This window comes from Lacibacter sp. (assembly GCF_035299325.1).
Lineage (GTDB): Bacteria > Bacteroidota > Bacteroidia > Chitinophagales > Chitinophagaceae > Lacibacter.
The window spans coordinates 141536-155360 of the sequence record NZ_DATGWT010000027.1 but is presented as its reverse complement, the minus strand read 5'-3'; the positions used below and the strand labels follow the sequence as shown (position 1 = coordinate 155360).

Sequence of the window (13825 nt, the reverse complement as noted above, 5' to 3'; positions counted from 1 at the left end):
TAAAACGTATTCTATGAAAAAGCTAGTCTTCGCACTCGCATTTTGTACGCTATCTATTTTTTCTTTCTCTCAAGAATTTCAATCAGGTCGTCAAAAGCATGATGGTAAGCCCACATTGTTCAGCAATGTTGCTTCCCGCTTTGCTCCATCGCAAACTTTTATAAGCGAGGTTATGAATGCACGCCTGAATCAAACTGTTGATCTGTTCGTAACTAACGGTCTTCGTTTTAAAGGTGAAGTAACTGCTATCAGCAGTGATGCTCCCGGTCTTACGACTGTTACCGTTCAATCAACTGACCGCCCTGGTCTTCTTCTTTCCATTTCAAGAACCACTTTGCCTGATCAAAGCATCGTTTATCGTGGTATCATGATCAGTCAAAAACATAGTGATATGTTGATGATGGAGAAAGATGCTGTTACCGGTACTTATAACTGGAACAGAAAACAGGTTTCACACATGATAGCTGACTAAAATAATTACTTGTTCCAGCAGGTATTTTTGTTTCCCTTTAAAATCCAATACTATGACACGTCTAATCCTATGCCTTGTTGCTGTATTTGCAACAACTGCATTCAAAGCATCCGCTCAGGTGCCTAAACTGAGCAGTAACCCAACTGCAAGTGCAACCATTTTTCTTGACTTCGATGGACAAACAGTAAGCACTCCTTACTGGAATGGTGGCAGAACATTTTACTGCACACCTTCAGGATTATCTGAAGCGCAGATCCTGACAACCTTTTACCAGGTAGCAGAAGATTTTAATCCGTTTAATCTGAACATCACCACAGATTCAACAGTTTATTTTGCAGCACCCATCAATCAAAGACAACGCATTATTGTTACGGCTTACAGCAGCTGGTATGGTAGTGCCGGTGGTGTAGCTTACCTCAACACATTCCGTTGGGGAATGGAAATTCCAGGCTTTGTGTTTGCTAATCTTTTAGGTTACAACGAAAAAAATATTGGCGAAGCCTCTTCGCATGAAAGCGGACATACATTAGGTTTAAATCACCAAACTTTGTATGATGCAAGTTGCAATTTTGTATATGAATACAACCCGGGTACTGGTACCAACGGTAGTGCAACAAGTTGGGCGCCTATAATGGGCAACAGTTATGGCAAAACACTTACACTTTGGCATAAAGGAACTAGCACACAGGGTTGCACTAAATTACAAGATGATTTAGCGATACTTGCGGGCAACGACAATGGCTTTGGCTATAAAACAGATATGGTTGGCAATACGCATCGGGATGCGACTGCTTTGCCAATGTCAACAACTTTATCGGCTAACAGCCAACCAACAACCGGATTTAATGTAAGCAGCGAAATCAACACATCAACCGATGTAGATATTTTCCGGGTTGATATTACCAGTGCTACACGCTTACAAATTGATGCTAATCCTTCTACAAACGGAACAACAAAACCAAATGTAGATCTGCAGTTAACATTACTCGATTCAAGAGGTAATACAATTAACACCTACAATCCTCCTGCAACATTAAATGTAGCAATCGACAGCTTTGTAAATGCAGGTACTTATTACCTCCGTTTAACAAATGCCGCAAACACCAACGTTTCAAACTATGGTATGTTGGGTGACTATACAGTGAGTGGTGCGGCTCTCCCTTCAACCCTTCCTGTGCAAAGCATGAAATTGAACGGAAAAGCAAACAACAACAACCATGAATTAACCTGGAATATTGTTGCCGATGAACCAATTGAATCGATCTCAATTGAAACATCAACAAACGGCATGAGCTTCAGCAGCATGCAAAATGTAAACAGCAACAGCACCAGCTTTGGCTACCAGCCTTCTGAAAAGAAAACAATCTACTACCGCTTATTGGTTACAACAGCTTCTCAGTTGAAATACTACTCGAATGTAGTTGCACTTCGTGAAGTTGGTGGCAAATCAAAAGTGGATGTAGTTACCAATATTATCAGCAAAAATGAAATTGCGCTTAACAGCAACGGCTCTTACAATTGGCGTATTATTGACATGAGTGGTCGTGCGCTGGCAAATGGCCGCACTACAACCGGCTTTAACCAGTTACAGCCCGGAACACTCAACAGTGGTATGTATCTGTTACAGATCATCGATGGCGGTGAAATCATAACAGAAAAAATAGTAAAACAGTAAGTTTTTAGATAGTCATAGTTTACCACTGGAACCTGCTGCCCCCTAAAAAGGGCAGCTTTTTTTATAAACCCTTTGCTTACATTTGCTATTATCAAGTTTATGGAATATAACACAACAAGAAATCATTTAACCATTCGTGAGTACGGACGACATATCCAGAAAATGGTTGATCATATCATAACAATAGAAGACCGTCAAAAGCGGCAGGAGCAGGCTCAGGTGGCAATTGAACTGATGGGCTTTTTAAACCCGCACCTGAAGAACGTAGAAGATTTCCGTCATAAATTATGGGATCACTTGTTTCTCATCTCCGATTTTAAATTGGATGTAGATAGTCCTTATCCGATTCCCACGAGAGAATCGCTGAAAGCAAAGCCGGAACGTTTACCTTATCCTAAGCGTTACCCACGTTATAATCACCTCGGTAAAAATATTGAAGTGATCATTGATAAGGCGTTGAAAGAAGAGAACCCTGAAAAGAAACAAGGTTTTGCCAATGCCATAGCTTATTACATGAAGCTCTCGTATAACAACTGGCACAAAGAAAATATTCATGACGATGCTATACAGGCAGAGTTAAGTGCAATTACAAAAGGTGAACTGGAGTTTAACAACAGGCCTTTTGTTCGTCAGTATCGTCCAAGTGATGATTTCAGAGAAAATCGTGGTGGCAGTGGCGGCGGTAAATTCAAAAAGCATTTCCAGCAACGCAGTGGTGGCGGTGGCGGAAGAGATAACAGAGGTGGTGGGGGCCGTGATAACCGTGGTGGTGGCGGCGGTGGGAAGTTTAAAAAGAGATACTGATCGTTGCTCAACCAAACTATTTGAAAGGTTAATAAGAAAAGTACTTGTTAACCTTTTTTATTTCGCAGTACTTTGTAGCAATAAGAGATTGTCATCACATACACTTAATACATTTAATTATACTCCATGCATTCTTTTGAAGTAAGAGGTGGTAAAAAACTAAAAGGCGAAATTGTACCACAAGGTGCAAAGAACGAAGCATTGCAGATCATCAGTGCTGTATTGCTCACACCGGAAAAAGTAACGATAACCAACATCCCCGATATTGTTGATGTAAATCTGCTCATTGAATTATTGGGCGAAATGAATGTAAAAGTGGAACGACCACAACGGGACACTTGTATTTTCCAAGCCGATGATGTAGATATTGATTACCTGCACAGCGAAAAATTTAAAAAGAAAAGCGGCAAACTTCGTGGAAGTGTAATGCTGGCAGGACCAATGCTTGCCCGTTACAAAAAAGCATTTATTCCAAAACCCGGTGGTGATAAAATTGGCAGGAGAAGATTAGATACGCACGTTATTGGTTTTGAAAAGTTGGGAGCCGATTTTAATTATCATCCTGAAGATGGCTTTTTTCATCTCACAACAACCAAGCTGCAAGGTGTGAACATGTTGCTTGATGAACCGTCTGTAACAGGCACTGCAAACATTGTAATGGCAGCAAGTATGGCCAGTGGCACTACTACTATTTACAATGCAGCATGTGAGCCTTACATACAACAGCTCTGTGCCATGCTTAATCGTATGGGTGCAAAGATCAGTGGCGTTGGAAGTAATTTGTTAAGTATTGAAGGTGTTGATTATTTAGCTGGTACTGCTCATCGTATTCTTCCGGATATGATTGAAGTTGGTTCGTTCATTGGCTTAGCTGCCATGACACAAAGCGATATTCTTATTAAAGGAGCAGGTGTAGATCAGCTTGGAATTATTCCGGAAAAGTTTCGTCAACTCGGAATTCAATTAACAATTGATGGTGATGATATTCATATACCTGAACAGGAGTTGTATGAAATACAACGCTATTTTGATGGTGGTGTATTAACGATCTATGATCATCCATGGCCAGGCTTTACACCCGACCTGTTGAGTATTGTTCTTGTAACAGCTATCCAGGCAAAAGGAAGTGTACTCATCCATCAGAAAATGTTTGAAAGCCGTTTGTTCTTTGTAGATAAACTCATTGATATGGGTGCGCAAATTATTTTGTGTGACCCACATCGTGCTGTTGTTATAGGTTTGGAACGTGAGCAAAAACTGAGAGGTATTACCATGAGCAGCCCCGATATACGTGCAGGCCAAGCATTGTTAATTGCTGCTTTAAGTGCTGAAGGGAAAAGTACTATTCAGAATATTGAACAGATCGACCGGGGCTATCAATACATTGATGAACGTTTACGTAAACTCGGTGCAGACATCAAACGCATTGAAGGTTGATTGTTTCTCTCAACAATCAAAACGAACTAAATAAAAAAGACCCCGATCAAATGATCGGGGTCTTTGCTTTTATCTTTTACGCCATCTGTGCGTTCATTGATTTCGATTGTTTCTTTCTTTCTTCTTCATCAAGTATCACCTTACGCATACGAATATAGTTAGGTGTTACTTCAATACACTCATCAAACTGAATGTATTCCATACACTCTTCCAACGTAAGTAATGTTTTCGGAGCAATGCGTGTTGCATCATCACTTCCGCTTGCACGGTGATTGGTTAATTTCTTCCCTTCTGTTGCATTTACAACAAGATCACCTGGTTTAATGTGTTCTGCAATGATCTGTCCTGCATAAACTTCTTCACCCGGATCAACAAAGAAAGTACCACGATCCTGCAACTTATCAATCGAATAACCGGTTGTTTTATCCTGGAATTTCGAAAGTAATACACCATTGTTACGGCCGGGGATAGCGCCTTTCCAGGGTTTGTATTCGCTGAAACGGTGTGCCATAACTGCTTCACCTGTTGTAGCTGTCAGCATTTGTGTACGCAAACCAATCAATCCTCTTGATGGAATTTCAAATTCCAGATGCTGCATTTCGCCTTTGGTTTCCATGATCAGCATTTCACCTTTACGGCGTGTAACAAGGTCAATAACTTTACTTGCAAACTCCTGCGGCACATCTACTACCAGCGTTTCGTATGGTTCGTGTTTTTTACCGTTTATCTCTTTGGTAATTACCTGTGGTTGACCAACAGTTAATTCATATCCTTCACGACGCATGGTTTCAATTAAGATACCAAGGTGAAGAATACCACGACCATAAACAATTAAGCTATCACCATCTTCGCTATCAGAAACACGAAGCGCAAGATTTTTTTCTGTTTCTTTCATTAACCTGTCACGCAAGTGACGGCTTGTAACAAACTTACCATCTTTACCAAAGAACGGTGAGTTGTTTACACTAAACAACATGTTCATTGTTGGCTCATCTACACTGATCACCGGTAATGCTTCAGGATTTTCAGCATCAGCCAATGTATCACCAATATTAAAATCATCAACACCCACAACTGCACAAAGATCACCTGCAATTACTTCAGCTACTTTCTTCTTACCCATTCCTTCAAACACATACAGTTCTTTTACTTTCAACTTGCGAACTGTACCATCGGCCTGCATCAAAGCAACCTGCTGACTTTCTTTAATTGAACCACGACTTACTTTGCCAATAGCAATACGGCCAAGGAAAGAAGAATAATCCAGTGAAGTGATCTGCATTTGCAACGGACCTTCTGCCACTTTTGGTGCAGGTACATATTTAATGATACCGTCAAGTAACGGGAAAATATTATCGATTTCTGTTAATGAATCGTTGAACCAACCATTCTTTCCGCTACCATAATAAGTAGGGAAATCCAATTGTTCTTCTGTTGCATCGAGGTTAAAGAAAAGATCGAACACTGAATCATGCACTTCATCAGGACGACAGTTTGGTTTATCAACTTTGTTGATCACCACAATAGGTTTCAAATTCAACTGAAGCGCTTTCTGCAACACAAAACGTGTTTGTGGCATCGGGCCTTCAAACGCATCAACCAACAGAATTACACCATCAGCCATTTTCAATACACGTTCTACTTCACCACCAAAATCGGCGTGGCCCGGAGTATCAATTACGTTAATTTTTACGTCGTTATAAATTACAGCGGCGTTCTTAGAGAAAATGGTAATACCACGCTCTCTTTCAAGATCGTTACTATCCATGATCAATTCACCAGTGTCCTGGTTATCACGAAACACCTTGGTTGCGTGTAAAATTTTATCCACCAAGGTTGTTTTTCCATGGTCTACGTGGGCAATGATTGCTATGTTGCGAATATTCATACTCAATGTGTTAGGCCGAAACGGTTGGTGTTCTTGCCTTTTTTAAGGCGGCAAAGGTACGGCATTTAAGCGGGGCGGCAAGGGAAAAGACGGTTAATGTTTGGTTACGGAGCAGATATGTAATCTGAAGGTTCCGCCTCTTCTAAAGCCCTTATGCACAGGCAATGCACATTGCGGGCCCGTAACAATTTGATAAGAAAATGTTGGCATCGTTTTTACATTACTGATTGTAATTCACCTAAAATCAAAATTTATGCAAAAGGAAGTAATGACCATCACCCGAAACCTTCTCAGCAACGGAGTGTTTAACCATCTTTCCGACGCTAGTATTTCACGTATGCAATGCTTATTGCTAAAACAGAACAATGGCAATGTGACCACGCAATTAATGCAGTACTGGTACAGTGGAAATTATTACACAGCAGGAGTACCGCAGGATTTGTTATACGCATGCAACCTGTTATTGATGCAGGCAGGGAAACCAATGATCGATGTTTTTATGAATGAAGAAGCTGAAGCCTGATCCATCATTCCTTTTTCCTTTTGTTTTTCTCCAACGGAGCTGCAATTTCTTTCTCCACAGCAACCCATCTCCCGTTTGCTTCTTGTAAATTGCAGGCTTATTTCGATTTATGATTGATTATTTAAATGGGCTGAACGAACGGCAGAAAGAAGCGGTAACCACTATTGAAGGACCGTTAATGATAGTAGCAGGTGCAGGCAGTGGCAAAACAAAAGTATTGACTACACGTATCGCCCACCTGATGGCAAGAGGTGTGGATGCGTTCAACATATTGGCGCTAACCTTTACCAATAAAGCTGCCAAAGAAATGAAAGAACGTGTGGAGCATATTCTTGGTAACCACGAAGCAAGGAATCTTTACATCGGCACTTTCCACAGTGTGTTTGCACGCATCTTAAGAAGCGAAGCAACCAAGATCGGATACCCATCGAACTTTACGATTTACGATACGGATGATGCAAAGAGTGTGATCAAAACAGTGATCAATGAAATGAACTTAGATGATAAGCACTACAAACCATCTACTGTTTACAACCGCATCTCTTCTGCAAAAAATGCTTTGGTAAACGCCGAAGAATATAAAACTGACTGGCATATACAGCAGGAAGATATGCGGTCGAATCGTCCTGCTATTGCACAGATCTACGATAGCTATGCCAAACGTTGTTTCAAAAACGGCGCAATGGATTTTGATGACTTGCTCATTAAATTTTATGAACTGCTGAAAACTGTTCCTGAAAGTTTAAGCAAATACCAACGACGTTTTAAATATATCATGATCGATGAGTACCAGGATACAAACCCTGCCCAGTACGAGATCATTAAGTTGCTTGGTGCTATGTATGAAAATGTGTGTGTGGTGGGTGATGATGCACAAAGTATTTACAGCTTTCGTGGTGCCACCATTGAAAATATTTTACAGTTCCAGAAAGATTATGACAATGTGCACTTGGTAAAACTGGAACAGAATTACCGCAGCACTAAGAACATATTGAATGTTGCAAACGAAGTTATTGCCAACAATAAAGGTCAGATTGAAAAAACATTGTTTACTGATAATGGTGATGGTGAGAAGATTCGTTTAGTTCGTACTATGACGGATAATGACGAAGGAAAGTATGTGGCTGATACAATACAGGAACAGAAACTCCGCAATCATTACCGTAATAAAGATTTTGCTATTCTCTATCGCACCAATGCACAAAGCCGTGCATTTGAAGAAAGCTTACGCCGCATGAGTATTCCTTATATCATTTACGGCGGCATCAGTTTCTATCAACGTAAAGAGATCAAAGATTTTATTGCTTATCTGCGTTTGATCGTAAACCCGAAAGATGAGGAAGCACTGAAACGTATCATTAATTATCCGGCAAGAGGCATTGGCAAAACAACGATTGATAAATGCGTGTTGTATGCTAACGAGCAAAACATCAGCATGTGGGAAGTTCTCACAAAAGCACAGCAGTTTGGTTTTAAAGCGGGAACTCTTGAAGCAATTGATGGCTTTGTAACAATGATCCGCAGCTTTGCAAGTATGTTCCAGAAAAACAATGCTTATGAAGTAGCAGTGCATGTTGGCAAACAGACGAATCTTGTAAAAGAGCTTTTTAATGATAAGAGTACAGAAGGCTTACAGCGTTACGAAAACATACAGGAGTTACTCAACTCAATAAAAGAATGGGTTGATGATACGGCCAACCGCCAGCAGATAGATGATGACGGGGTGATGATCGAAGAAGCCGATCCTTTTGCTGAATCAGAAAAGTCGCAACAGGAACCCTCTTTTGATGCTCCAACTGCGCAACAACAGTCAACCTCCGGTGCTGTTACATTGGGTGCATACCTTCAACAGATCACATTACTTACAGATGCAGATGCAAAAGATCCTGATGCAGATAATGTAAAGTTGATGACTATCCATGCTGCAAAAGGGTTGGAATTTGAATGCGTATTTGCTGCTGGCTTGGAAGAACAGCTTTTCCCGAATGCACTTTCAATAAACACAAGAGAAGAATTGGAAGAAGAGCGACGTTTGTTTTATGTGGTGATCACAAGAGCAAAGAAAAAGTTATGGATCTCGTATGCCAATACCCGTTATAAGTTTGGACAGATCGTACAAAATGAACCAAGCCGTTTCTTAGATGAATTGCCCGAACAATTTATTGATAAGAGTTTCGCAGGTGGCGGCTCGAGAAATCAAGGTTCATCTTTTGGTAGTGGTTCAGCATTCGATCGATTGAAAGGTGGATTTGGCAACAAGAGTAACGAATATGATGATGCAGCAAAAGCAGAGAAACGATACGGAGCTCCGCCAAAAACAGCGTCAGCTAAACCATCTTATGTAACAACGCCTCCAAGACCGCAAACAATAGAACATAAACCGGCCACTGATTTTGTTGCGAGTGATACCAGCAACCTGCAGGAAGGTCAGCGTGTGGAACACCAGAAATTCGGATTCGGTGAAGTAGTGAAGATGGAAGGCAGTGCACATAATCCCATTGCAACTGTAAAGTTTGAATTGAACGGTGAAAAGAAGATCATGTTGAACTATGCAAAACTCCGAATAGTAAGCTAAGCGTTTAAACAAGTAGAAAGAGAACAAAAAAGAAAGCCTCCGCAATGCGAAGGCTTTACTTAACTATAGGTCGACCAATTAAAACAATCCGTCTACACTAAAGTAGCGCTCACCAGTATCGTAGTTGAAGATCAATACACGACTTCCCTTTGGAATCTCGGGTAATTTCTTTGCTAATGCAGCCATAGTTGCACCACTTGAAATTCCCTGGAAAATTGCTTCTTCTTTCGCAGCACGTTGCGTGTATGTAAACGCATCATCCTTGCTCACTTGAATTACGCCATCTAACACATCTTTGTGAAGATTGGCAGGGATAAAGCCTGCACCGATACCTTGAATAGGATGCGGAGAAGGTTCACCACCACTGATCACGGGAGAAAGTTCAGGTTCAACAGCAAACACTTTTAAATTGGGGAATTTCTTTTTCAATTCACGACCAACGCCGGTAATATGTCCACCGGTACCGACACCCGTAATTAAATAATCTAATCCCTCAGGAAAATCATTCAATATTTCCTGTGCCGTTGTTTTTACATGCACGTCAATATTTGCAGGATTGTCAAACTGTTGCGGCATCCAGCTGTTAGGTGTTGCTTCAACAAGTTCAGTTGCTTTTGCAATTGCACCTTTCATTCCTTTTTCACGTGGAGTTAATTCAAACGTAGCGCCATAAACACTCATCAACTTGCGACGCTCGATACTCATACTTTCAGGCATCACAAGAATAAGTTTGTATCCTTTCACTGCGGCAACCATTGCTAAACCAATACCGGTGTTGCCACTTGTTGGTTCAATGATCACACTTCCTTCTTTCAAAATACCTTTTGCTTCGGCATCTTCTATCATGCTTAATGCAATACGGTCTTTAATGCTTCCACCAGGGTTTGCACGTTCCAGTTTGCTCCATACTTCCACATCGGAAGAGAACAAACGGTTAATGCGTACATGCGGTGTGTTTCCTATTGTTTCTAAAATGCTGTTCGCTTTCATTGTCGCTTAAATTTTTTATATGATAAAATTGAGAGGTTCAGTGAAATCTTTCTTGTCGGCCACTACGATCTGATTTTTTGTGTACACAACGCTGTGCGGTATTACACTTTCTGTAACCCAGGTGTTGCCGCCTACAATACTGTCGTGACCAATGACTGTTTTACCACCAAGGATGGTACTGTTGGCATAAATTACCACATTATCTTCAATAGTTGGGTGACGTTTTGTTTGTGCATCTTCTTTACGTACGGCCAATGCACCCAGTGTTACACCTTGATAAATTTTTACATTCTTTCCAATTACGGATGTTTCGCCAATTACCACACCTGTACCGTGATCGATAAAGAAGGGACAACCGATCTGTGCACCTGCGTTTATATCAATACCTGTTCTGCTATGCGCCAACTCACTCATCATACGTGGAAGAATAGGAACATTGTGTTTGTATAAAGGATGTGTAAGTCTGTACACAACAATCGCATAAAAGCCGGGATACGACAGAATCACTTCTTCAACAGAATAGGCAGCAGGATCAAACTCAAGTATAAGCTCTGCATCTTCTATCAGGTCAGCTTTGATATTTGCCAACCCATCCAGGTAAGCGTCGGTTATTGCGGGTACATCTAACTCATACCGTTTAGAAAGAGGCGTAAGTATTTCGGTCAACTGTTTCCTCAGTGAAACATTTGCACTGCATTGTTGTTCGACGTAAGCTTCTGCATCACCTACCATCGGGAAAAGGCAATTGATGAGATCTTCCGTAAACGAAACCACAGTATTCCTCGACGGGAAATTGCTGCTATGCAGGTAGCCGGGAAAATCACTCATGATAAAAAATTTAAACGTCTTCTGAAATGGCAGGCAAACGAACGGTCACTCACTTTCGCAACAAGCGATCATGCGAAAATAGGGCTTCTTTTATTTAGTCTACTAATTCAGTTGATTTTTTGCAATTCTGCAACCGTTCTGCTTCCAAATATGACAGAGAACTAACAAATTACTTTATTGCAGCGCCTTTTTCAAGGCTTCCACTGTTTTTTTATCGTTTCCGATAAAGATCTTGTCGTTCAAAATGGTTACGGGGCGTTTCAGAAAAGTGTCTTCCGCCAAAATGTAGTTCTTATAATCGTCTTCAGTGAGCTTTTTATCCTTCAGCCCGAGTTCTTTGTATTTAAGCGCCCTCCGGCTAAATAATGCTTCGTAACTACCGGCAAGTTTCTTCATTTCTTCCAGCTGTTTGGCGGTGATCTTTTGGTCACGGATGTTTTGAAATTCAAGTCCGGCTTTATCTGCACCTGTTTCTTTTATAATTGCCTGGCAAGTTGTGCAATGGGCCAGGTGATACATTTTCTTCTTCATGAGTAAAAAAACAAATTTGCGTGTAACTTAAATGAAATTTCTGCTACATATACATTTACGCAAACCATTTGGTTGAATGACCACCAACGCTGAACAGAATTTCCTGCTACTGGTGCAAGAACACCAAGGCATCATCAGAAAAGTATGCCATCTATATGGCCGCAATGATGCGGACAGGGACGACCTGTACCAGGAAATTGTGATTCAACTATGGAAAGCGTTTGGCAGTTTTCGTGGCGATTCCAAGATCAGTACCTGGATGTACAGGATCGCTTTGAACACAGCCATCAGCAACCTTCGGAAACAATCAAGAAAAGTAGCACTCAGTTTCCCTGAATTTATTCCAAAAGAAGAAGCAGATACAAACGAAGAAAGGATTAAAGAAGAAAACCTGAAGCAAATGTATGCAGCAATCGCCCGTTTATCGGAAGTGGAGAAAGCGATTGTGATGCTGTACCTCGAAGACAAGAGTTACGAAGAAATGGAAGATATTCTGGGTATCAGCAATGGCACACTGCGAGTAAAAATGAATCGTATCAAAGATAAATTACGTACACTCACAAAAGCAGAGGCTTATGGAGCTTGATCAATTAAAAGAAATGTGGAGCGATGTGGGGCAAAGTAAAACCTCAACTTCTGAACAGGAGCTGCAGGCTATTTTGCAAAAAAAATCAAAGAGCCCCATTGCCAAAATGAAACGCAACCTATTTATTGAAATGGTGATCGTGGTGGTTCTTTACAGTTCCAGTATTCTTCACTATTTCCTCAAATTCAAAGGAGCAATGCTAAGTCTTGCATGGCTGATGTTGATATCGGGCCTTCTCTACATGATCTATTATGTACGAAAACGAAAGCTGCTTCACGAAATGGAATGTGTTACTTGTGAAGTGCGGTCCAATCTACAGTTACAGGTTCGTACACTCCAAAAATATATCTGGTTTTATCTTGTAGTGGGTACCTTGCTGTTCCCGTTTATCATGCTCACTTCCGGAGTTATCATTTTTCTGTACGATCCCAAAATGCAGGCAAACTCAGCCAGCTTATCCTTCTGGCCGTTTTTTCTTGTTCTCGTAACGATAACAGTAGTACTTACAATCCCTATGTACTTTCTAAATAAATGGTATGTGCGTAAGCTCTACGGACAACATGCCGAAAAACTGAAACAGATCGTAAACGAAATGAGTGAAGAAGAAGATTAATTTTACAGCTATGCAAAAACTTATGACCAGCCTGTTAGCTTCTTTTCTTTTTGTTTCGATGAGTTTCGGACAATCAGCACCGAAAAGCAGTTTGCTTTGGGAAATTACAGGTAAGGATCTTAAACAACCGTCTTATTTATTTGGTACCATCCATATCATCTGCAAAGAAGATTTCTTTTTACCACCTATCGTTACAGAAAAATTTACCAATGCCGACCAGATTTTTCTTGAACTGGACATGGATGATCCGATGATGGTTTTAAAAATGATGCAGTTGCTGCAATTGCCAAAAGGACAAACCATCAAACAACTTTTTGGCGACAGTGCTTTTAAAACGTTTGACGAACAGTATAAAAAAATTACAGGCAGTTCTGCCATGATGTTTAATACGTTCAAGCCTTTTATGCTCATGAGCATGCTCACCGAAAAATCATTGAGTTGTACTGCACGGGAATCATATGAACAAACATTCATTGCAATGGCCGCTAAACAGAAAAAGAATATCAAAGGTCTTGAAACAATAGAGGACCAGGTGGCTGTGTTTGATTCGATTCCCGACAGTACAGAAATTGCAAACCTGAAAAACATGGTGGTTGATTTTAATAAAGGTGTGGAAGAGTTCAAAAAACTGGTTGCTGTTTACAAAACGCAGGACGTAGACTCAATGTACAGGCTCACCAACCAATCGCCTGAACTAATGGAAGCAGAAGAAGAATTGCTTGTAAAGCGCAACAGTAAATGGATACCCATCATTGAAACGAATATGCAACAAACATCTTGTTTCTTTGCTGTTGGCGCTGCGCATTTGGGTGGAGATATTGGAGTAATTGCATTGCTGCGCAAACAGGGTTATACAGTTAAGCCGGTGAAGTTGTAGGAAAGACTTACTTTTTGTCATCTTGG

At 40.7% G+C, this 13825-nt stretch carries 13 protein-coding genes; 9 read left to right on the top strand and 4 right to left on the bottom strand.

All coding sequences use genetic code 11. The features are described from left to right. Positions 1-13 precede the first annotated feature (13 nt). From VK159_RS16710 to murA, 4 genes are all read left to right on the top strand, one after another. Complete coding sequence (locus VK159_RS16710; protein ID WP_324231306.1) at positions 14-472, top strand: hypothetical protein; 459 nt, start codon at positions 14-16, stop codon at positions 470-472. A gap of 52 nt (positions 473-524) precedes the next feature. Further along, a complete protein-coding gene (locus VK159_RS16705) occupies positions 525-2147 on the top strand; it encodes a T9SS type A sorting domain-containing protein (RefSeq protein ID WP_324231305.1) in 1623 nt (540 codons plus the stop codon). A 99-nt stretch (positions 2148-2246) separates the two neighbouring features. Next, a complete protein-coding gene (locus tag VK159_RS16700) occupies positions 2247-2951 on the top strand; it encodes a DUF4290 domain-containing protein (RefSeq protein ID WP_324231304.1) in 705 nt (234 codons plus the stop codon). Positions 2952-3077: 126 nt separating this feature from the next. Further along, entirely contained in the window at positions 3078-4388 is a 1311-nt protein-coding gene (gene murA / locus VK159_RS16695) for a UDP-N-acetylglucosamine 1-carboxyvinyltransferase (RefSeq protein WP_324231303.1), read from the top strand. A gap of 76 nt (positions 4389-4464) precedes the next feature. Here murA and typA read toward each other — a convergent pair whose 3' ends face one another. After that, positions 4465-6276, bottom strand: a complete 1812-nt coding sequence (typA, locus tag VK159_RS16690; RefSeq protein ID WP_324231302.1) for a translational GTPase TypA — start codon at positions 6274-6276, stop codon at positions 4465-4467. Between the two features lie 253 nt (positions 6277-6529). Here typA and VK159_RS16685 point away from each other — a divergent pair, with 253 nt between their 5' ends. Together VK159_RS16685 and VK159_RS16680 are read left to right on the top strand one after the other, a co-directional pair. Next, positions 6530-6799, top strand: a complete 270-nt coding sequence (locus VK159_RS16685) for a hypothetical protein (RefSeq protein WP_324231301.1) — start codon at positions 6530-6532, stop codon at positions 6797-6799. Between the two features lie 109 nt (positions 6800-6908). After that, positions 6909-9374 carry an ATP-dependent helicase gene (locus VK159_RS16680; protein WP_324231300.1) on the top strand — a complete coding sequence of 822 codons (2466 nt, stop codon included), beginning with the start codon at positions 6909-6911 and terminating at the stop codon, positions 9372-9374. A gap of 78 nt (positions 9375-9452) precedes the next feature. Here the strand turns inward: VK159_RS16680 and cysK are convergent, their stop codons facing one another. From cysK to VK159_RS16665, 3 genes are all read right to left on the bottom strand, one after another. After that, positions 9453-10364 (bottom strand): cysteine synthase A, encoded by a 912-nt coding sequence (gene cysK, locus VK159_RS16675; RefSeq protein ID WP_324231299.1) that lies wholly within the window; start codon positions 10362-10364, stop codon positions 9453-9455. A gap of 15 nt (positions 10365-10379) precedes the next feature. Continuing rightward, positions 10380-11192, bottom strand: a complete 813-nt coding sequence (epsC, locus tag VK159_RS16670) for a serine O-acetyltransferase EpsC (protein ID WP_324231298.1) — start codon at positions 11190-11192, stop codon at positions 10380-10382. Between the two features lie 174 nt (positions 11193-11366). After that, positions 11367-11723: an arsenate reductase family protein gene (locus tag VK159_RS16665; RefSeq protein WP_324231297.1), complete on the bottom strand. Its 357-nt coding sequence runs from the start codon at positions 11721-11723 to the stop codon at positions 11367-11369. 76 nt (positions 11724-11799) lie between these two features. Here VK159_RS16665 and VK159_RS16660 point away from each other — a divergent pair, with 76 nt between their 5' ends. The 3 genes from VK159_RS16660 to VK159_RS16650 are packed head-to-tail and all read left to right on the top strand — an operon-like array spanning position 11800 to position 13799. Beyond that, on the top strand, positions 11800-12309 hold the full coding sequence (locus tag VK159_RS16660; protein WP_324231296.1) for a sigma-70 family RNA polymerase sigma factor: 510 nt from the start codon (positions 11800-11802) through the stop codon (positions 12307-12309). Next, positions 12299-12922, top strand: coding sequence for a hypothetical protein (locus VK159_RS16655; protein ID WP_324231295.1), 624 nt, complete (start codon positions 12299-12301; stop codon positions 12920-12922). Before VK159_RS16660 ends, VK159_RS16655 begins: the two co-directional genes overlap by 11 nt. Before the next feature lie 10 nt (positions 12923-12932). Continuing rightward, the gene (locus VK159_RS16650; protein WP_324231294.1) at positions 12933-13799 is read left to right on the top strand and encodes a TraB/GumN family protein; all 867 of its coding nucleotides are present in this window, start codon (positions 12933-12935) and stop codon (positions 13797-13799) included. Positions 13800-13825: the final 26 nt, after the last annotated feature.

Excerpts from the sequence above, each read along its gene's own strand:
- cysK (WP_324231299.1), bottom strand. The coding sequence starts at position 10,364 with ATGAAAGCGAACAGCATTTTAGAAACAATAGGAAACACACCGCATGTA.
- VK159_RS16660 (WP_324231296.1), top strand. The coding sequence starts at position 11,800 with ATGACCACCAACGCTGAACAGAATTTCCTGCTACTGGTGCAAGAACAC.
- VK159_RS16665 (WP_324231297.1), bottom strand. The coding sequence starts at position 11,723 with ATGAAGAAGAAAATGTATCACCTGGCCCATTGCACAACTTGCCAGGCA.
- VK159_RS16700 (WP_324231304.1), top strand. The coding sequence starts at position 2,247 with ATGGAATATAACACAACAAGAAATCATTTAACCATTCGTGAGTACGGA.
- VK159_RS16650 (WP_324231294.1), top strand. The coding sequence starts at position 12,933 with ATGCAAAAACTTATGACCAGCCTGTTAGCTTCTTTTCTTTTTGTTTCG.
- murA (WP_324231303.1), top strand. The coding sequence starts at position 3,078 with ATGCATTCTTTTGAAGTAAGAGGTGGTAAAAAACTAAAAGGCGAAATT.
- VK159_RS16685 (WP_324231301.1), top strand. The coding sequence starts at position 6,530 with ATGCAAAAGGAAGTAATGACCATCACCCGAAACCTTCTCAGCAACGGA.
- VK159_RS16655 (WP_324231295.1), top strand. The coding sequence starts at position 12,299 with ATGGAGCTTGATCAATTAAAAGAAATGTGGAGCGATGTGGGGCAAAGT.
- epsC (WP_324231298.1), bottom strand. The coding sequence starts at position 11,192 with ATGAGTGATTTTCCCGGCTACCTGCATAGCAGCAATTTCCCGTCGAGG.
- VK159_RS16705 (WP_324231305.1), top strand. The coding sequence starts at position 525 with ATGACACGTCTAATCCTATGCCTTGTTGCTGTATTTGCAACAACTGCA.
- VK159_RS16710 (WP_324231306.1), top strand. The coding sequence starts at position 14 with ATGAAAAAGCTAGTCTTCGCACTCGCATTTTGTACGCTATCTATTTTT.
- typA (WP_324231302.1), bottom strand. The coding sequence starts at position 6,276 with ATGAATATTCGCAACATAGCAATCATTGCCCACGTAGACCATGGAAAA.
- VK159_RS16680 (WP_324231300.1), top strand. The coding sequence starts at position 6,909 with ATGATTGATTATTTAAATGGGCTGAACGAACGGCAGAAAGAAGCGGTA.